Source organism: Selenomonas sp. oral taxon 920 (assembly GCF_001717585.1).
Taxonomy (GTDB): domain Bacteria; phylum Bacillota; class Negativicutes; order Selenomonadales; family Selenomonadaceae; genus Centipeda.
This window is the reverse complement of record NZ_CP017042.1, coordinates 630,896-648,809: the sequence shown is the minus strand read 5'-3', so window position 1 is coordinate 648,809 and position 17,914 is coordinate 630,896. Positions and strand designations below refer to the sequence as shown.

General features: G+C 56.8%; 18 protein-coding genes. 10 read left to right on the top strand and 8 right to left on the bottom strand.

What is annotated here, in order from left to right; all coding sequences use genetic code 11:
- The first annotated feature begins 142 nt into the window (after nucleotides 1-142).
- The 10 genes from BCS37_RS02920 (at nucleotide 143) to aroH (ending at nucleotide 9,231) form a co-directional block, all read left to right on the top strand.
- The gene (locus BCS37_RS02920) at nucleotides 143-550 is read left to right on the top strand and encodes a helix-turn-helix domain-containing protein (protein WP_069180078.1); all 408 of its coding nucleotides are present in this window, start codon (nucleotides 143-145) and stop codon (nucleotides 548-550) included.
- The gene (locus BCS37_RS02915; RefSeq protein WP_069180077.1) at nucleotides 540-755 is read left to right on the top strand and encodes an ImmA/IrrE family metallo-endopeptidase; all 216 of its coding nucleotides are present in this window, start codon (nucleotides 540-542) and stop codon (nucleotides 753-755) included. Before BCS37_RS02920 ends, BCS37_RS02915 begins: the two co-directional genes overlap by 11 nt.
- A gap of 14 nt (nucleotides 756-769) precedes the next feature.
- Nucleotides 770-1,276: a hypothetical protein gene (locus tag BCS37_RS02910; RefSeq protein ID WP_069180076.1), complete on the top strand. Its 507-nt coding sequence runs from the start codon at nucleotides 770-772 to the stop codon at nucleotides 1,274-1,276.
- A gap of 42 nt (nucleotides 1,277-1,318) precedes the next feature.
- The gene (locus BCS37_RS02905; RefSeq protein WP_069180075.1) at nucleotides 1,319-1,756 is read left to right on the top strand and encodes a rhodanese-like domain-containing protein; all 438 of its coding nucleotides are present in this window, start codon (nucleotides 1,319-1,321) and stop codon (nucleotides 1,754-1,756) included.
- Nucleotides 1,757-2,213: 457 nt separating this feature from the next.
- Nucleotides 2,214-3,377: a tyrosine-type recombinase/integrase gene (locus tag BCS37_RS02900; RefSeq protein ID WP_069180074.1), complete on the top strand. Its 1,164-nt coding sequence runs from the start codon at nucleotides 2,214-2,216 to the stop codon at nucleotides 3,375-3,377.
- A 127-nt stretch (nucleotides 3,378-3,504) separates the two neighbouring features.
- Nucleotides 3,505-4,767 (top strand): nitrate reductase, encoded by a 1,263-nt coding sequence (locus BCS37_RS02895; RefSeq protein WP_069180073.1) that lies wholly within the window; start codon nucleotides 3,505-3,507, stop codon nucleotides 4,765-4,767.
- A 40-nt stretch (nucleotides 4,768-4,807) separates the two neighbouring features.
- Nucleotides 4,808-5,572, top strand: a complete 765-nt coding sequence (locus tag BCS37_RS02890; protein ID WP_069180072.1) for a glucosaminidase domain-containing protein — start codon at nucleotides 4,808-4,810, stop codon at nucleotides 5,570-5,572.
- 17 nt (nucleotides 5,573-5,589) lie between these two features.
- Complete coding sequence (locus tag BCS37_RS02885; RefSeq protein WP_069180071.1) at nucleotides 5,590-7,215, top strand: ABC-F family ATP-binding cassette domain-containing protein; 1,626 nt, start codon at nucleotides 5,590-5,592, stop codon at nucleotides 7,213-7,215.
- Between the two features lie 57 nt (nucleotides 7,216-7,272).
- Nucleotides 7,273-8,868, top strand: a complete 1,596-nt coding sequence (locus BCS37_RS02880; RefSeq protein WP_069180070.1) for an ABC1 kinase family protein — start codon at nucleotides 7,273-7,275, stop codon at nucleotides 8,866-8,868.
- Between the two features lie 3 nt (nucleotides 8,869-8,871).
- Nucleotides 8,872-9,231: a chorismate mutase gene (aroH, locus tag BCS37_RS02875; RefSeq protein WP_069180069.1), complete on the top strand. Its 360-nt coding sequence runs from the start codon at nucleotides 8,872-8,874 to the stop codon at nucleotides 9,229-9,231.
- Between the two features lie 151 nt (nucleotides 9,232-9,382).
- On the opposite strand, the gene rpiB is transcribed toward aroH, so the two are convergent.
- From rpiB to murD, 8 genes are all read right to left on the bottom strand, one after another.
- The gene (gene rpiB / locus BCS37_RS02870) at nucleotides 9,383-9,835 is read right to left on the bottom strand and encodes a ribose 5-phosphate isomerase B (protein WP_069180068.1); all 453 of its coding nucleotides are present in this window, start codon (nucleotides 9,833-9,835) and stop codon (nucleotides 9,383-9,385) included.
- Between the two features lie 30 nt (nucleotides 9,836-9,865).
- The gene (gene ftsZ, locus BCS37_RS02865; protein WP_173862585.1) at nucleotides 9,866-11,119 is read right to left on the bottom strand and encodes a cell division protein FtsZ; all 1,254 of its coding nucleotides are present in this window, start codon (nucleotides 11,117-11,119) and stop codon (nucleotides 9,866-9,868) included.
- Between the two features lie 104 nt (nucleotides 11,120-11,223).
- Nucleotides 11,224-11,574, bottom strand: coding sequence for a small basic family protein (locus BCS37_RS02860; protein ID WP_069180066.1), 351 nt, complete (start codon nucleotides 11,572-11,574; stop codon nucleotides 11,224-11,226).
- A complete protein-coding gene (locus BCS37_RS02855; protein ID WP_069180065.1) occupies nucleotides 11,571-12,272 on the bottom strand; it encodes a DUF881 domain-containing protein in 702 nt (233 codons plus the stop codon). Before BCS37_RS02855 ends, BCS37_RS02860 begins: the two co-directional genes overlap by 4 nt.
- The gene (locus tag BCS37_RS02850; RefSeq protein WP_069180064.1) at nucleotides 12,273-13,001 is read right to left on the bottom strand and encodes a cell division protein FtsQ/DivIB; all 729 of its coding nucleotides are present in this window, start codon (nucleotides 12,999-13,001) and stop codon (nucleotides 12,273-12,275) included.
- Complete coding sequence (gene murC / locus BCS37_RS02845) at nucleotides 12,998-15,328, bottom strand: UDP-N-acetylmuramate--L-alanine ligase (protein WP_069180063.1); 2,331 nt, start codon at nucleotides 15,326-15,328, stop codon at nucleotides 12,998-13,000. Before murC ends, BCS37_RS02850 begins: the two co-directional genes overlap by 4 nt.
- 5 nt (nucleotides 15,329-15,333) lie before the next feature.
- A complete protein-coding gene (murG, locus tag BCS37_RS02840) occupies nucleotides 15,334-16,449 on the bottom strand; it encodes an undecaprenyldiphospho-muramoylpentapeptide beta-N-acetylglucosaminyltransferase (RefSeq protein ID WP_069180062.1) in 1,116 nt (371 codons plus the stop codon).
- Nucleotides 16,446-17,828, bottom strand: coding sequence for a UDP-N-acetylmuramoyl-L-alanine--D-glutamate ligase (murD, locus tag BCS37_RS02835; protein ID WP_069180061.1), 1,383 nt, complete (start codon nucleotides 17,826-17,828; stop codon nucleotides 16,446-16,448). The genes murG and murD overlap by 4 nt, the downstream gene beginning before the upstream one ends.
- Nucleotides 17,829-17,914: the final 86 nt, after the last annotated feature.

The window sequence follows — 17,914 nt, the reverse complement described above, 5'->3', positions numbered from 1 at the left end:
TTTTCAAGATACCACGAGTATACACCTCAAAAAGTAACCTGTCAAGACATTTTATTCTGCGAAAGTAACTTTTTTGTTGCTTTTTATGTCATTTATGTTAATATATAAATAGCATATTATTTGAGAAAGGAGGGGCTTGTATATGCCCAATGGTTCTATCGGGGCGCGTCTAAAAGCCCTTCGCTTAGACCGAGGGTTGACCCAAGACGAAGTAGGCAAGCGTGTACTCGTATCAAAGCAGACGCTATATAAGTACGAGAACGATATTGTCACAAATATCCCTGTGGACAAGATAGAACTACTTGCCGAGGTATATCATGTCACACCTGCCTACATCATGGGATGGGAGCAACCAGAAGAGGATGTTGATGATTCCCCATCCTACTACGACGACCCAGAGGTAGCAGCCATCGCAAACGAAATGAAAGAGAACCCCAACATCAGAGTTCTTTTTGATGCGTCGCGCGGTCTCAGCAAGGAATCGATCGAGGAAGTGCGACGCTTTGTTGAATATCAGAAAGCGAAGGAGCGCGGAGACTATGATTACTGATGTGAGAACAGTCTTACAAGACTTGCCCGTTGCGGTCAAAGGATTCGTTGTAACGGATGAGAACGGCGATCCAACCATTGTGCTGAACGCACGCCACAACAGGGAAACAAACATAGAGACGTATCAACACGAGCTTGCACATATTTTAGGGAACGATCTCTACCGCACCGAATCAGCGGACGAGATTGAAGCATGGTCACATTAAAGGAGGTAATCGCCATGAAAAAGCAAGTGCTCTCACTGTTGATCACTGCGTTTGTTGTTCTATCGACGAGTGTAGGGTATGCTGAAAACTGGCAATGGATTAGCTCAAATAATGAGTGTGCATATTTCTTTGATAAATTATTTATTCACTATAACATAAAGCACGACCCGCTAGACTATTCAAAAACTACAATTGACACTACAAAAATTTCCTTTTGGGAAAAAACATTTTATACGGAAAGAGGAGCAAAGATAGCTGCAGAAGACTTTAAAGATTTTCATTTTTTTACTCTACATCACAGCATTTCCTATAAGACTTATTCTATTCCAGATCGAAGCGAAACGACTCATATAATATCCTTCTATGACAAGGACGGAAACAAAATACAGGAATACCATAACGATTTCGTATATAAAATTCAACCCAATACATGGGGTGATATGATGTTCAAAACAATTTGCAATTACGCATCTGAGCATCATGATGAATTAGAAAAAAATGCCTACGATTATTCTTTTTAATTTAATGACTAACATACAGAAGATCACAGGAAGGAAGACAAAATGAACCTATTACGTATCCCTATTCTATTGTTGCTCATCCTGCTGAATTTCAATGCCACATCAGCTGAGCAGTCACAACAAAAAGAGCAAGTTGAGTATTCCTTCATAACTCTCAAAGAATACTTAAACGCCCCGGATGCCGTGCAGGTAATTGATGTTCGTTCCGAGCAAAGCAGAGAGCGGAACAAGAAGGAGGTCGCCGGTGAAATATGGATTAACCCATATAAGAAGAAACCTCTTGATGATTTTATTGCCCAGCAAGATAAATCAAAAGCTTACATGATCTTTTGCTCATGTCCTGACGACGGTTATTCTATTCGTGCAGCGCAGATTCTATTTCAAAATGGATTTACAAACGTCAAAGTCTTAAAAGACGCCGCAAAACATATTGAGAAAGGTCGCCTGCCGATGGTAGATATGAAGGGAGAGAAAGCATAATGAAACGCATCTCTATTCTCACAACATTGCTTGTGGCGCTGTTGTCCCCCACAGTATTTGCTGCAACACCGCAAGCGGAAGAAGGTTCTATTGCGAACTTTGTCCTTGCCTCTGAAGCGGCACCACCGGAGCTTGGCTCCATTGTCGGCACCTATAACCATCACATGATATACCTTAGACGTGGTTGTTGTAGTCATCACAAAGGTGTATGCGGATGTGTGAACGGGCGGACAAAATGCTGCGACGGGTCTTTCAGCCCCACTTGCGGATGTTAACTAGGAAAAATCGGCTCTTTTTTCCCATTTGGACACCCAAGTAGGAAAATATCACGTTTTCTTCCCACATAAAAACCGCCCTCCCTGCGCCAACAGAGAGAGCGGCAGACATGACGCGAATCATGCCAAGTTGCAAATAAATTCTACCATGATTCGCCTCCTATTTCAAGGAGGTTTTATTTATGTCCAAGATACGCATACGAAAGCGTGGAAAAACGTACTCGTACAGCTTCGACATTTCGAAGAATCCGCGCCGCATGAAAGAGAAAGGAGGATTTGCCACCGAGGATGAAGCATTTGACGCGGGCGTAAAGGCATACGCCGACTGGAAGTCCGGCAACATCGGTATCACATCTGAGAAGGTGAAGCTGCGGGACTACCTCGCCTCATGGCTTGAGAATGTCGTGCGCCCGAACGTGAAGCGGACGACATATCAAAACTATTCCTGCGCAATAAAACTCCGTGTTCTTCCCCGTTTGGGAGGTATCTTTTTACAAGACCTTCGCCCGCGCGATGTTGCTGCGTGGGTGCAGGAACTTGCAAGTAAAGGTTTTGCTGCCGGAACGATCATGCAGGCGAAGTCTGTGTTGTCTGCTGCACTGAAGTATGCCGTTTATCCGGCAGAGCTCATTGCTGTCAATCCGGCGACGAATATCCCTATTCCCCGCTGTGCGCCGCGCAAGGTGATAAAACGCGTGATCATAACACCGGAGCAGTTTGCCGCCATCCCCAAAGCTACAACCTGCTACCCCGCCATCAAGATCATGTATCACACGGGAATGCGCATCAGCGAAACACTAGGACTGACATGGGAGGATATCGACCTGAACACAGGTAAGATTTGTGTCTCACGTCAGCGATTCGAGGCGGGCTATTTTGATACGCCGAAAACAGAGAGCAGCGCGCGTGTATTCTATGTAGACGCATCTTTTATTTCCTACCTCCGCGCGCTTCGCGCTGAGCAAGCAGAGCATCAGATGCGTTTCGGGCAAGCCTATCAACTGGCCTACGAGGATTCACGCGATGATCGGGCTCTGGTTCTTCTCCCGAAGAAACTTCCTGCGCCGGATTACCTCCTGCGCCGTTCGCTCGTCTGTATCCGTCCGAATGGTGTCCCACTCCATCACACGTCCGTCACGCTTGTTTTGCGAAAGTCAGGGCTCAATCCGCACAGTTTTCGTCATACCCACGCAACGAAGCTGATTGAGGCGGGGGCAAAGCCGGTTGATGTCGCAGCTCGCCTTGGACATGCCAATGCGAACATCACGCAAAACCTCTATGCACACGACACAGAGGATATGATGCAGGAGACTGCTCGCATCTTTGGGGATATTGTAGGCAAGTAATTTTGTAGACAAGTTGTAGACAAATACACTTTATCTTTCTCTAAAGCCTTGAAATAAAAGGACCTCTTTATCAATTACTTGTTTTGTGATAAAATAAAAATGTTTTGGGATGTTGCGGGAGGGAACTATGTACGGCAAAGAGAGAGGGCTGCGCACGGCTCTCAGCACGGCGTTCGTCCTCGCTGCCGTCGCTGCCCTGACGCTCGTGCTGACGGCGGCACTGCTTGCACGCACAGGCATGCCGTTCACAGCGGCGTATACGGTCAGCATTCTCGCAGCGGTCGTCGGGACGCTTGCCGTCTCGCGCGGCGGAAGGACGCTGCTCGCACTCCCCTCCCCTGCCGTCACTGCATGGCTCGTCTATGAGGAGATCATCGCACGCGGACTTTCGTGGCAGGAGATGCTCGGCATTGCGGCTGTCACATCCTGCGTTGGTATGCTGCTCACACGCACGAAGTATGCCGACGCATGGACGCGCGCGCTTCCTCCGATTGTCCGCACGGGTCTGGTCTTAGGCCTGGGGTGCGGTATGCTGACAGCAGCGGCACTCTATGCACGCATACTCCTGCCGTCGCCGTGGGCGCTCTCGATGGGCGGTACACTCAGTGATCCCCTCACCTACTTTACGCTCACGGGCATTCTGCTCGTTCTCGTGCTCCATGCGCGAAACGTACGCACAGCCCTGCCGCTCGGGATGGTTCTCATCGGCGCGCTCACTTGGGCAGAGGGCTTCTGGGAGATTCCCCCCGCACCGTTTCTCATGCCCGACCTTGGAGGGGCGGCAGGTGCCCTGACGCTCGCACAGTCCGATCCATTTGCGGCTGCAGGGCTCGGGCTGACACTGCTGCTCGCTCTCCTAATTGAGAGTATGGCAGTACTTGCTGCGGAGGCGGAGCCCATAACGCGGCAGCAGCCTCTTGCCCCCCTCTTTGGTGTGAGCGGCTGCATGAGTCTTCTCGGCGCGTTCCCTCTGACGATCGCGCCGATCTCAGCCGCGCTGCCGGAGGCGTCGGAGGATCGCCGTATTGCAGGCATTCCGCTGACGGCGTGTCTCACGGCACTCCTGCTGCTGCTCCTCCTGCCCTGTGCAGTACTCATGCAGGCACTCGCAGACTTTCCCGCCGTACCTGCAATCGCACTTGCTGTGCTGGGGCTGATGCTCCTCGTGCGCGCCTTGCAGATGCTGCCCCGTGCCGCACATTTCACGCTGCGCGAGGGCGCTGTCATCGCTGCGTTCATCCTCGCGGCGTACGATGTGCGGACAGGGCTGACGCTTGCGCTCTTTCTGTTTACGCTGCTCACGGCGGCGCGCGGGGAAAGAGCCACGCACGCGACATGGGGGCTCACGGTGCTTTTCAGCTTGTTTTTTCTGGTTCAATGGATTCGATAGAGGCATGGTTCCTCAAAATATAATTTGGGAGGTTCATCACTTGCGAAAGGATACTGTTCTGCGCGGCTCTCTTGCCGCCGCCCTCATGGGGTTCTGCATTCTGACTGTGACGAGCGGTGAGGCACGCCGCGTACACGATCCGGATACGACAACGAAGGTCCGCACAGAGCGCGGCGCAGAGGTCGAGGAAAAGCCCGATTTTCGCATGCGCATTGACGCACTCATCAAGGAAGCAGAGAAGGCAAATGCCGTTGCTGCGGAAAAGCCGCTCTTCAGTGTTCCTCAAACACTCTCGGAATACGATACCGCCATCATCGGCACGCCGCTCGCAAGTCAGGAGCAGTGCGTGGACTATCTCCTGAGTGTGAATCCATATCCTGCCATCTCCGTCACGCCGCGCGAACTTGTCGCCTACTACTACGAGGAGGGTGCCCGCGAGGGCATCCGCCCCGATGTTGCCTTTGCCCAAGCGCTGAAGGAGACCGGCTTCTTCCGCTACGGCGGCACGGTGACCCCGGATCAGAACAACTACTGTGGGCTCGGCACGACGAGTGCAACTGTGAAGGGCGCCTATTTCGCCACCTCGCAGATCGGGGTGCGCGCACACATTCAGCACCTGCTCGCCTATGCATCGACACGTGAGCCCATGCAGCCCGTTGTTGATCCAAGATATAGTCTTGTACGCAACGTCTACGGCACAAACACACTCGGTCATTGGCAGGATCTCAACGGACGCTGGGCGGTTCCCGGTGACTCCTACGGGCAGAGCATTCTGTCGATGTTCCGCGCGATCCTGCACAAGTAGGAAAGGAGAACGGAAAGATGATCACCGTCAACAATCTGAGCCTGCAGTTCGGCAAGCGCGTCCTCTACAAGGATGTCAATCTGAAATTCACCCCCGGCAACTGCTACGGCATCATCGGCGCAAACGGCGCGGGCAAGTCCACCTTTCTAAAGCTCCTCTCGGGCGACATCGAGCCGACGGGCGGCATCGTGGATATCACGCCGGGCGAACGCCTCGCTGTTCTGAAGCAGGATCACTATGCCTACGATGAGGTCGAGGTGCTGCGCACGGTCATCATGGGGCACGCACGTCTCGTAGAGATCATGGACGAGAAGGACGCGCTCTACGAGAAGCCCGACTTCTCCGATGAGGACGGCATGCGCGCCTCGGAGCTCGAAGCAGAGTTCGCCGAGCTCGACGGCTGGAACGCAGAGACGGAGGCGGCACAGCTGCTCAATGGACTTGGCGTGCCCGATGCGAAGCATACGCTCAAGATGAACGAGCTCTCCCCTGCAGAGAAGGTGCGCGTTCTGCTCGCGCAGGCGCTCTTCGGCTCGCCCGACATCCTGCTCCTCGACGAGCCGACGAACCACCTCGACGTGACCTCAATCAACTGGCTCGAGAACTTCCTTGTAGACTTCCCAAACACGGTTATTGTCGTCTCACATGACCGCCACTTCCTCAATCAGGTCTGCACCTATATCTGCGACGTAGACTTCGGCAAGATTTCGCTCTTTGCCGGCAACTACGACTTCTGGTATCAGTCGAGTCAGCTTGCCCTGCAGATGGCAAAGGACGCAAACAAGAAGAAAGAGGAGAAGATCAAGGAGCTCCAGACGTTCATTCAACGGTTCTCGGCAAATGCCTCGAAGTCCCGTCAGGCGACCTCGCGCAAGAAGCTTCTCGACCGCATCACACTCGACGACATCAAGCCCTCCACACGCCGCTACCCCTACATCGCCTTTACCCCCGACCGCGAAGCGGGCGATCAGCTGCTGACCGTCGAAGGGCTTTCAAAGGAAGTGGACGGCCGTCAGCTCCTCAAAAATGTCAGCTTCACGCTCAAAAAGGGCGACAAGGTCGCCTTTGTCGGCCCGAACGGCGCGGCAAAGACGATGCTCTTCAAGATCCTCATGGGCGAGGAGGAGGCGGACGAGGGTACGTTCAAATGGGGCGTGACGACCACGCAGACCTACCTTCCCTCGGACAACAGTGCCTACTTCGACGATGTCAAGCTGAACCTTGTCGACTGGCTGCGCCAGTACTCGAAGGATCCGGACGAGACGTTCGTGCGCGGCTTCCTCGGACGTATGCTCTTCTCGGGCGAAGAGAGCCAGAAGCGCGCCGAGGTGCTCTCAGGCGGTGAGCGCGTGCGCTGTATGCTCTCACGCATGATGCTCTCCGGCGCGAACGTGCTGATCTTCGACGAGCCGACCGACCACCTCGACCTCGAATCCATTACGGCACTCAACAACGGGCTGATGTCATTCAGCGGCACGATTCTCTTCGCCTCGCGCGACCACGAGTTCACGCAAACGGTTGCGAACCGCATTATCGAGATCACGCCCGTCGGCGTTGTTGACCGCATCTCGACCTACGATGAATTCCTCAGCAACGAGACCGTAAAGCAGCAGCTTGCAGAGAAGTATAAAGCCGCGGAATAACTTCTGGAGGCAGTAAGCGGAGCACATCGGATAGATGCTGAGCCGGGAGGTGAGATCATGCTGGGTACATTGCTGCAGAGCACGGAGAACAAGAACGCCGCTCTGCGTCTGCGCGAGATGGTCACCGTTCTGCGCCGTCATGACATCGTGCACGGTCTGACCCCTGCAAAGCTGCGCGCCATCTTCGAGGATCTCGGTCCCACCTTTGTCAAGTTCGGGCAGATCATGAGTATGCGCCCAGACTTCCTCCCGACGGAGTACTGCGACGAGCTCATGAAACTGCAGACAGGCGCGCGCCCCCTTCCCTTCCCCGTCATCCTCTCCATCGTGGAGCAGGAGTACAACCGCGAGTGGAACAAGGTCTTTCGCACGATCGACAGTACGCCGCTCGGTTCTGCGAGCATCGCGCAGGCGCACCGCGCGCAGCTGACAAACGGCGAACAGGTCGTCATCAAGGTGCAGCGTCCCGGTATCCATGAGATCATGCGCATGGATCTCACGCTCATGAAGCGCGCCGCCACCATCATCCGTCTCGTCAGTCGTGATGATGTCGTCGATTTTCGCACCCTCATGGACGAGATGTGGAACATCGCCAAGCAGGAGATGGATTTTCTGATTGAGGCGGGACATATCGAGGAGTTCTCCCATCTCAACCGCGACAATCCTTTCATCTCCTGTCCGCGCGTCCTGCGCGATCTCTCCACCCAGTACATCCTCGTCATGGAGTACATCGACGGCATCCCGCTTGACCAGACCGATGCCCTGCACGCAGCAGGCATCAATGTCACCCAGATCGGACGGCGCCTCGGAGAGAACTACGCAAAGCAGATCATCGAGGACGGCTTCTTCCATGGTGACCCGCACCCCGGCAACATTCGCGTGCGAAACGGCACCATCGTCTGGCTCGATCTCGGCATGATGGGACGCCTCAGCAACCGTGACCGTACGGCACTGCGCCGCGCGATCCTCGCGCTTGCGACCCACGACACCTTTGAGATGAAGGCCGCCGTCCTCGCGCTCGGCATTGTCAGGGGACGCATCAATCACGCCCAACTCTACCAAGATATTGACGTGATGATGGAGCAGTACGGCTCCCTCGATTTCACCGACGTCCACATGGGTGTGCTGACGAATCAGATCCTGGGTATCCTGCGTATGCACCACATCGGCTGCCCAAGCGGGCTTGCGATGTTTGCGCGCGGCGTTATGACTGTGGAGATCGTCATGCGGCGCTGTGCCCCCGAGGTCAGCTTCCTCGAGATCTTTGCGCGCAGCCTCTCACTCGGCATCGTGCAGGGCATGACATGGCGCGAGGGACTCACCAAGGCACGGCAGGAGGGCATCATGCTCCTGCGCAAGTCCGTCCAGATCCCCGAGCAGCTTGCCGACCTCCTGAAGATGACCATGAGCGGACAGGCGAAGCTCAACATTGACCTCACCGGCTCGGAGGAACCCGTACAGCGCTTTGACAAGATGATCAACAAACTCATCATTGCCCTCCTGTGCGCGGCGCTTCTCATCGCCTCGAGCACCATCTGTACGACGGATATGAAGCCGCAGCTCGGCGGCATCCCCGTGCTCGGCATTCTCGGCTATCTCATTGCATTCATCCTGAGTATTCGGCTGATCTGGAACATCCACAAGGGAGTGTAGAGTATGCGCGGTATACGCGGCGCCATCACCGTCGGGCGCAATGACAAAGACGCGATCTGGCAGGCGGCACAGGAACTAATGACGGAGATTCTGCACACCAATAACGTTGCTCCTGTTGACATCGGGGCGGCAATCTTCAGCGTGACCGAGGATCTGACAGCGGCATTTCCAACGGCGGGTGTGCGCCGCATTGCAGGCTTTGACCTCGTTCCACTCTTTGACGCACGTCAATGTGCCATCGACGACAGCCTCCCGCGCTGTATCCGCGTTCTCCTCCTCGTCAATACGGATGCTGCACAGTCTGACATCCATCACGTCTACCTGCGCGAAGCAGCACATCTGCGTCCCGATTTGGAGGGATAGATAATATAATATGACACAAAAAAGATGTTATTGCACAGTATATGCAATAACATCTTTTTTGTGCCTTGAAGCAGGAGGAACGCCGCCCACGGTCAGAAGAAATCGCGTAGAGCAGCCGGGTTTGGAAAGGTATTATGAGTCCATTAAGATTTTAGATCCGTGTTTTCTCGTAGTCCATCATCTTCGTCACACGCTTCGCATACTTCCCGCCAAGCGGCTCTGATGCCAGCCAAACCTTTGTAATTTCCCATGCCATCTGGTTTGCAATGACACGCGCGCCCATACAAAGGACATTTGCCGCATTATGCTCCCGCGTCATTTGCGCAGAGAAGAGATCAGAAACCAAGGAAGCACGAATGCCGTTGACCTTATTGGCCGACATCGACATTCCAATGCCGGTACCGCAGATCAGGATGCCCAGCTTATCCTGTGCCGCAGCGACTTCCTCCCCCACTGCAACCGCATAGTCATGAGAGTCTGCAGAAACCTCACTGTCCGTTCCCTTGTCTGCAACCGTATACCCTTCTTCTTGAAGCTTTTCTTTGAGGAACTCTTTCATACGCCAACCGGCATGATCTGCTCCCATGACAATAATCGGCTTCAACCGCAGTCCCTCCTCGCGCAGTTTCTCTTTTCAGCGCTGACGCATCCACGCGGGGATGTCGATGATATCCGTGCCGCCGGAGCCCGTGTTCGGCTCAACGACATTCATGCGGCGGTTGTTCGCCGCGGTACCCGTATTCGGAGGCACGATGGCTGCAGCAGGGCGCGCCTGTGCCTGCGGCTGCGCAGAGGGCGCGGATGCCGGCGTTTTCTGGACAGAAGCGCCTCCAATGCCCGGCATGGAGATCCAGTCTGCACTGAGCCCGGTGTCCGATTCCGCAGGAGCGGCGACGCCGCTCTCGGTCATTCCGAAGCCCGTCGCAACGACGGTGACGCGCACACTGTCCTCGAGTGTCTCATCGACGCCGATGCCCCAGATGATATTTGCCTGACGGCCGTTTGTCGCGTTCATAATCACGCTGTTCAGCCACTCGGATGCCTCGTTGACCTCGAACATGCTGAGTGTCTTGGAACCTGTGAAGTTCATGATGACGGAGGTCGCGCCCTCGATGCTCGTCTCGAGCAGCGGCGACTCGATTGCCGCCTTTGCCGCCGCTACGGATGCGCCCTCGCCGCGCGCCTCGCCAATGCCCATGATCGCCGCGCCGCCGTTTGCCATCGTCGTCTGCACATCTGCAAAATCGAGGTTGACAACGCCCTGATTCGTGATGAGATCGGTGATGCCCTTAACGCCCTGCCAGAGTACATTATCCACCTTGCTGAATGCCTCGGTGACAGGCGTGCTCTTGTCGATGATCTTCATGAGGCGGTCGTTCGGAATCGTAATGATGGTATCGACGTGCTGCTGCAGGTTTGTGATGCCGGAGTCTGCGTTGCGCGCACGCGTCATGCCCTCATAGGAGAAGGGACGCGTCACGACGGCAACGGTCAGTGCGCCAAGCTCGCGTGCACACTCAGCGACCACGGGTGCTGCACCCGTGCCCGTGCCGCCGCCCATACCGGCCGTGATGAACACCATGTCCGCACCGCGCAGAGCTTCGACGATCTTCTCACGGCTCTCCGTCGCAGCTGCCTCGCCGATCTCGGGACGCGCACCGGCACCGAGTCCGCGCGTGCGCTTCTCACCGATCTGAATGCGTACAGCTGCCTTCGACTGCAGGAGAGCCTGTGCATCCGTATTGATCGCAACGAACTCAACGCCCTGCAGACCGGAGTCGATCATGTTATTTACCGCATTGCCGCCGCCGCCGCCTACACCGACAACGATGATCTTTGCAAGTTCTTCAAAGTTATCATCCATTTCGAACACAGCTTCAGCCTCCATATCGTATGTGAATCATTTCTTCGATCAATAAATAAGAATTTCCTCGCCCATTTTACCATGAAAATCAATATATTTCCATAGCATGAGGAATTTTTTAGATGATTTTATTGTGCGCCGTCCCGATAGTCTTTGAGCAGGTAGCGGCGCAGGATGGCAAGATTCTTGAAGATACGGAAGCCGAATGCGAGCAGGGCGACGTAGTAGAGGTCAATGCCGAGGCGGTCGCCGATAAAGACGAGCGCCGCAGCAAGCAGTGTGTTCGAGAAAAAGCCCGTGACAAAGACATGCTTGTCAAAGCGCTCCGCAACAGCCGCCCTGAGTCCGCCGAAGGCAGCATCGAGTGCAGCGACAAGTGCGACGGAGAAGAGTTTCGAGTAGGCGAGCGGTATGACGATCGGACTGTTGTAGCCAATCAGGAGTCCGATGGCGAGGCTGACGATGACGATGTAGATCATTTGCTTCCCTCCTCGCGCTCCTCGGTCTCATGCGCATAGCTCTGGCGGATACTCCCGCGATAGGGCGGGATGTAGACGTCATCGCTGACCTTAATGTCGAGCTGGATGCCCCAGACACTCAGCGTCTCGACAACACCGCCGCGCATACGCAGCGAGTTCTCGAGGGATTTCTTGTCGCCGATGGCGCGCACTTCGAAGGGTGCAGACGAACGCACATTGTTTACGGAGAGTGTCGGTCCCGCGCAGCGAATCTCGGAGATGCCCGTCAGGCGCTGTCCGTTGACGGAGATTGCCTCCGCACCCGCCGCGCGCAGTTCATTGATGACGCGCAGGAGATCGTCGTCGTGGATGACGTAGAGGTTTGGATTCTCACCCGCCTTGACGGGCTTTGCACTGTCATCCATGCGCACGATAACCCCCTCACCCACAAGGGGGACGAGCGCAGCGCGGTAGCGCAGCATCTCTTGGTCTTCTTTATTCTCCGCATTGGCTGCTGCCGCCTGCATCTTACGCAGTTCCTCGCCGAGTTCGTCGCGTTCATGTTCAGTCTGGAGCAGACGATCTGAGATTTCCTCAATGCGCTGCTGGGACAGGCTCCCTTTCCCGTCCTGTGCCGTGCGGAACTGCACGGCGATCATGAAGCCGATCAAGACGCAGACGAGTGCGATCAGCCACCCGCCTTTCCAAAATTGTTTCATTTACTTCCCCTCTGTGGTTTTATCTGCGAGTTTGATGAATGGTGCATCATAGCTGAAATCAACATACTCCACCGTGTGCCGCGTGGTTTTCTGATCCTGCAGAAAATCCTGCGTCAGCCCCGCCTTTTCCGGAATACGTTCCAGCTCTCCGAGCCGGATGGGCAGTGCGGTCTTGGTATAGGCGACGACCGCAGACGGCACGGTGATATTGACCTCGGAGATCTGCCCGATGTCCGCCGGGTCGATTTTGCCGAGGAACAGGAGCACTTTCGCAACCTGCGCGTTGTTGTTGTCGTCCCCAATGTAGAGATCGCGCAGCTTCACCCCCGTGACAATGGGAATATCCGCCCCTTTGAGCGAACGGTAGCTGGCGATGACCTTGCCCTGCCGGTCAAAGTCCAGATAGCCGTAATCACACGCAACCGTTGCAACGGGGATGCGCTCAACAATGTCCATCTCGATCTTATTTGGCAGCTGCCGCCGCACAACGGCGGACTCGATGCGCAGGTCGCGGAGCAGGTTCGCCGTCATGGCGTCCGTCTTGAGCTCGAACAGGCGCGCACCGTATTGGATGCGGGCAATCTCGCAGAGCTCTGCCTCGTCCAGATGGATGTTGCCGTGCACAACGAGCTGCTGAAAGGTGAAGAGCGGTGAGTAGATGAGCCCGGCGATGACGGCGGCAATCCCGAGGAGGTAGAACGCCCCCTTGAGTACGCGTCGTGAGCTCATCGATGATACCCTGCCATCGCGAGGATTTTCTCGCAGAGCTCAGGGAACTCAATGCCGACGGCACGTGCGGCATCGGGGACGAGTGAGGTCTCCGTCATGCCCGGTACTGCGTTGACTTCGATCGCGTAGGGCTCGCCCGCATCACTCAGCATGACATCGAGGCGCGCAACTCCCGCACAGCCGCATGCGGTGAAGGCACGCACGGCGAGATCCTGTACCGCCGCCGTACAGTCTTCGGATATTTCTGCAGGAACGATATGTGCCGATGCGCCCGGCGTGTACTTGCTCTCGTAGTCGTAGCGTCCCGAGGTGGTCGTAATCTCAATGACGGGCAGCGCCTCCGCATGCGTGGGTGTGCCCCAGACGACAACGGTGAGCTCGCGCCCATGGATGAACTCCTCGACGAGCACCTCATCTCCATAGGTGAACGCCTCGTCGATCGCCTTCCGGAGTTCATCTGCGCGCGTCACGATGTAAACGCCGATGCTCGATCCCTGCTCGGGTGCCTTGACAACGACGGGCAGGTCAAATGCTGCCCGCACACGTTCTGCCGTGTGTTCGTCCCGCTCTCCCGCATGGAGGCATAGGAAGCGCGGCGTTGCAATCCCCTCCGCGCGGAAGATGCGCTTTGCCGTCAGCTTGTCCATTGTAAGCGCTGCGGCGCGAACGCCCGAGCCTGTGTAAGGAATGCCGAGCATATCGAGCGTTCCCTGCAGGATGCCGTCCTCGCCGTACTTGCCATGCAGGGCGTTAAAGACGATTGCGGGACGGAGTTTTCGAATCTCCTCGGCAAATGCAGGCGGATCCAGTTCCATACCGACGGCGGGATAGCCTTTCTCACGCAGCGCCGCAAGGATTGCCCCGCCCGAGCGGCGCGATACCTCAGCCTCACTCGATGGGCCGCCCATGACGACGACGATGGGTGCCTCCCCCTGGCCTGCCGTACCATTCTTCAGCTGCTCGACCAGTGCCTCCCCAACCTCGAGAATGTTTCCTGCCCCCATTGTGATAACAAGGTCGCCCGCGCGCACATGCTGGGCAAGATAGCGTTCGAGGTCAGCATGCTCCGGCAGGTAGACGGCATCCTGCCCCGTCTGCCGCGCGACCTCCTCCATCAGCGTCTCTCCGCTGATGCCCGGAATCGGCGTCTCCCCTGCCGCGTAGACATCGGTGAGGAGCAGCAGATCGGCAGATGCAAAGCACGCACCGAACTCCTCGCGCAGGAGCTGCGTCCGCGTGTAGCGATGCGGCTGAAAAACGCAGATGAGGCGTGCGGGGTTCGTCGCACGCGCTGCCGTCAGCGTCACGGCGATCTCCGTCGGATGGTGCGCGTAGTCGTCCACCACCCAGACACCGCACTCCTTGCCCTTCGTCTGGAAGCGGCGCTTTGCCCCGTGGAAGCCCGCAAGTGCGTCCTGAATCTGTGCAAATCCAACATCCGCGAGCCGTGCGACGGCAATACAGGCGAGCGCGTTGAGCACGTTGTGCCGCCCGGGGATGTTGAGCGAAATGCGCCCAAGTTTTTCCCCGCGCTCGTACACCGTAAAGGAGATGACGGAGCCGTGCGTCTCGATGTCCGCCGCACGGTAGTCCGCCTCCCGATCAATGGCATAGGAGATGACGCGCCGTTTTGTCTCCGCCGCAATCTCACGCAAAATATCATTTTCAAAGCAAAGGACAGCCGTGCCGTCCTCGTCCGCCTGATCGACAAATGTGCGGAACGCCTCGATGATCTTCTCCATCGTGCCGTAGTGATCCATGTGGTCGTCCTCGACGTTCGTCACAACGGCAATGTGCGGGCGCAGCTTCAGGAAGGACCCGTCACTCTCGTCCGCCTCGGAGACGAGGTAGCGGCTCGTACCGAGCTTTGCATTCGTACCAAGATCCGGCACCTCGCCGCCGACGATGATGGTCGGCGATATGCCCACACGGTCAAGTGTCACGCCGATCATAGAGGTGGTCGTCGTCTTGCCGTGCGAGCCCGCGACGGCGATGCCGTCGTACTCGTTGACCAGTGCCGCGTTGATATCCGAGCGGTGCAGCTTTGGGATGCGCAGATCCCACGCTGCAATCACCTCAGGGTTGTCGTAGGGAATCGCCGTGGAGACCACGATGGCATCCGCACCGCGCACATTCTCCGCACGCTGACCATCCGTCCATATACGAGCGCCGAGACGTACGAGCTCCTCGATGATGGGCGATGAACCCTGATCGGAGCCGGACACCTTGTAGCCGAGCAGTAGGAGAATCTTCGCGAGCGGGCTCATCCCTGCACCGCCGATACCGACAAAATGTATGTTTTGAATCCCCTTCAAATCCTTAAGCACGATTCTCACCCTTCTCTATGACAAATCCGCAGCGCGAGTGCCGCAATCTCCTCCGCCGCCTCCGGTTTTCCAAGTTGTTTCATCGCTGCCGCCATTGCCGCGCGGCGTACATCGTCTGTGAGCAGTGCATGGAGCGCTCTCTCCAGTGCAGCGGAGCTGACATCTCGGTTGAGGATGACCTCTGCCGCCCCCGCCGCCTCCATCGCACGCGCATTCTTCTCCTGATGGTTTTCCGCTGCGTACGGATACGGAATGAGGATCGCGGGCACCCCCCGTGCCGCGAGCTCCGCAAGCCCCGTTGCGCCCGCGCGAAAGACGGCAACATCTGCCATCGCCATCGCCTCCGGCATATTGTAGAGATACGGCAGGACGCGCAGATGCGGATGCTCCTCGAGACGGATACCCGCATTCCGAATGCGTGCGAGCGTGTCCCCATGCTCATCCGCACCCGTCACATGGAGATACTGCACCTCTGTCTGCTCCGCCGCGTGCGCGATCACCTCAACCATCGCACGGTTGATCGAGCGCGCCCCACGGCTGCCGCCCGAGACGAGCACAGTCTTCTTCGCGGGGTCAAAGCCGAATGCCCGCGCACCATCAGCACGCGTCGCCGTGAGCACCTCAGGGCGGATCGGGTTGCCCGTCACATAGGTCTTTTCCTGCGGGAAGACGCGTCGTGCGTCCTCCATGCCAACAGCGATTGCCGTCGCAAACCTCGCGAGAATGCGATTCGTCACACCCGCAAAGACATTCTGCTCCTGCACGAGTGTCGGCACGCCCGCCAGACTCGCCGCAAGCAAGATCGGTCCCGCAACATAGCCGCCCGTCCCGATGGCAACATCGGGACGAAATCCATGCACAATGCCGCGTGCACGCGCAACCGCACGCAAAGCACGCCATGCACGGCTGATGTTCTCAATGGAAATGCTGCGTTGAAAGCCCGCGAGATCCATTGCGATGAAGTCAATGCCCTCGCGTGGGACGATGTCCGCCTCAAGCCCGTTGCGTCCGCCGACATAGAGAATGCGTGCGGACGGCTCACGCCGCTGAATTGCGTGAATGATCGTGAGTGCAGGATAGATGTGTCCGCCCGTCCCGCCGCCGGATACGATGATGTTCATAACTCGTTCACGATCCTCTTAAAGTCACGCCCGCGCTCCTCATAGCCGCCGTACATATCAAAGCTGGCACAAGCGGGTGAGAGCAGCACTGTCTGAGGAGGAGCGGCAAGCTCCCGCGCAGTCTGCACAGCCTTCTCCATAAGATACCCCGCGCGATGGATGTGCTCCGGCGCAATTCCCGCATCCAGTGCCGCTGCACCAAAGCGCTCCGCAGCATCGCCGACGAGAATCAACTCATCGACGCGCGCATGTACGAGCTCCATAAATTCCGTAAGGTCGGTCAGCTTGTCATCGCCGCCCGCAATCAGGATCATGTGTCCGTCGAATGCCTCGAGCGCCTTGATCGCCGAATCCGTATTCGTCGCCTTCGAATCGTTGTAGTAGCTGACGCCGTCCAAGGTCCGCACGAACTCAATGCGGTGCTCCACCCCCTTGAACGCACGCAGGACGGGGCGCATTTCGGCGGGCGTCACCCCCGCGAAGAATGCCACTGCCGCTGCGGCAAGCGCGTTCTCAACGTTGTGCCCGCCCGGAATGCCGAGTTCCCGTGCAGAAATCAGTACATGCTCCTCCCCGTCCCAACGAATGACGATCATGCCGTCCGCACGCACGGCTGCTCCCTCCGCCAGCTCCTCGCGGCGGCTGAAGAAGCATACCTTTCCCCTCGCACGCTCTGCCATGCCGCGCGTATGCGGATCATCGCAGTTCAGCACGAGAAAGTCCTCCGCCGTCTGCGCGGCGAAGAGCTTCTCCTTCATCGCCTGATAGACCTCCATCGAGCCGTGGCGGACAATGTGGTCGGGGGTCACGTTCAGCTCAGCCGCGACCGCAGGGTGAAAATGCGTGGTCGCCTCCATCTGATAGCTGGAGATCTCCGCAGCGATCGCACCGTCTGCGGGAATCTCCTGTGCCACGTCGATGAGCGGAACACCGATGTTGCCCCCGATGCCGACTGCAGGGAAATGTGCGCACAAGAGCTCTCCGAGCAGGGTTGTCGTCGTCGTCTTTCCATTCGTTCCCGTAACGGCATAGATAGGTGCATGCGCAATTTCCCCTGCAAGCTCCACCTCTGTCGTCACGCGGATGCCGCGCGCACGCGCCGCCTGAACGAGCGGAATGCGCTCCGGCACTGCCGGAGACAAGACGATGAGATCCGTTCCCTCGATCAGTTCTTCCCTTTGTGCACCAAAGACGCAGGAGATTCCCTGCGTCCGTAAAGCCTCAATATGTTTCTGCGTTACCGCATCTTTTTCTGCGTCCGCCTCTTCCTTTGCATCCGAGAGCGTCACGCGTGCGCCCGCCGCCGCGAGATACTTCGCCGCCGCAAAGCCGCTGATGCCCGCCCCGATGACGAGTGCAGACTGATTCTGATAGGACAATTCCCCGTGTCCCCCTTATATTGTTGATGTAGGAAAGAAGCTCCATGCGCTCTCCCAACAGGCTCCAGTGAAGCACACGCCCGCTC

What these genes read in the sequence shown, in the direction of transcription:
- BCS37_RS02920 (WP_069180078.1), top strand. Translation starts at nt 143, where the DNA reads ATGCCCAATGGTTCTATCGGGGCGCGTCTAAAAGCCCTTCGCTTAGAC.
- BCS37_RS02915 (WP_069180077.1), top strand. Translation starts at nt 540, where the DNA reads ATGATTACTGATGTGAGAACAGTCTTACAAGACTTGCCCGTTGCGGTC.
- BCS37_RS02910 (WP_069180076.1), top strand. Translation starts at nt 770, where the DNA reads ATGAAAAAGCAAGTGCTCTCACTGTTGATCACTGCGTTTGTTGTTCTA.
- BCS37_RS02905 (WP_069180075.1), top strand. Translation starts at nt 1,319, where the DNA reads ATGAACCTATTACGTATCCCTATTCTATTGTTGCTCATCCTGCTGAAT.
- BCS37_RS02900 (WP_069180074.1), top strand. Translation starts at nt 2,214, where the DNA reads ATGTCCAAGATACGCATACGAAAGCGTGGAAAAACGTACTCGTACAGC.
- BCS37_RS02895 (WP_069180073.1), top strand. Translation starts at nt 3,505, where the DNA reads ATGTACGGCAAAGAGAGAGGGCTGCGCACGGCTCTCAGCACGGCGTTC.
- BCS37_RS02885 (WP_069180071.1), top strand. Translation starts at nt 5,590, where the DNA reads ATGATCACCGTCAACAATCTGAGCCTGCAGTTCGGCAAGCGCGTCCTC.
- BCS37_RS02880 (WP_069180070.1), top strand. Translation starts at nt 7,273, where the DNA reads ATGCTGGGTACATTGCTGCAGAGCACGGAGAACAAGAACGCCGCTCTG.
- aroH (WP_069180069.1), top strand. Translation starts at nt 8,872, where the DNA reads ATGCGCGGTATACGCGGCGCCATCACCGTCGGGCGCAATGACAAAGAC.
- ftsZ (WP_173862585.1), bottom strand. Translation starts at nt 11,119, where the DNA reads ATGGAGGCTGAAGCTGTGTTCGAAATGGATGATAACTTTGAAGAACTT.
- BCS37_RS02860 (WP_069180066.1), bottom strand. Translation starts at nt 11,574, where the DNA reads ATGATCTACATCGTCATCGTCAGCCTCGCCATCGGACTCCTGATTGGC.
- BCS37_RS02855 (WP_069180065.1), bottom strand. Translation starts at nt 12,272, where the DNA reads ATGAAACAATTTTGGAAAGGCGGGTGGCTGATCGCACTCGTCTGCGTC.
- BCS37_RS02850 (WP_069180064.1), bottom strand. Translation starts at nt 13,001, where the DNA reads ATGAGCTCACGACGCGTACTCAAGGGGGCGTTCTACCTCCTCGGGATT.
- murG (WP_069180062.1), bottom strand. Translation starts at nt 16,449, where the DNA reads ATGAACATCATCGTATCCGGCGGCGGGACGGGCGGACACATCTATCCT.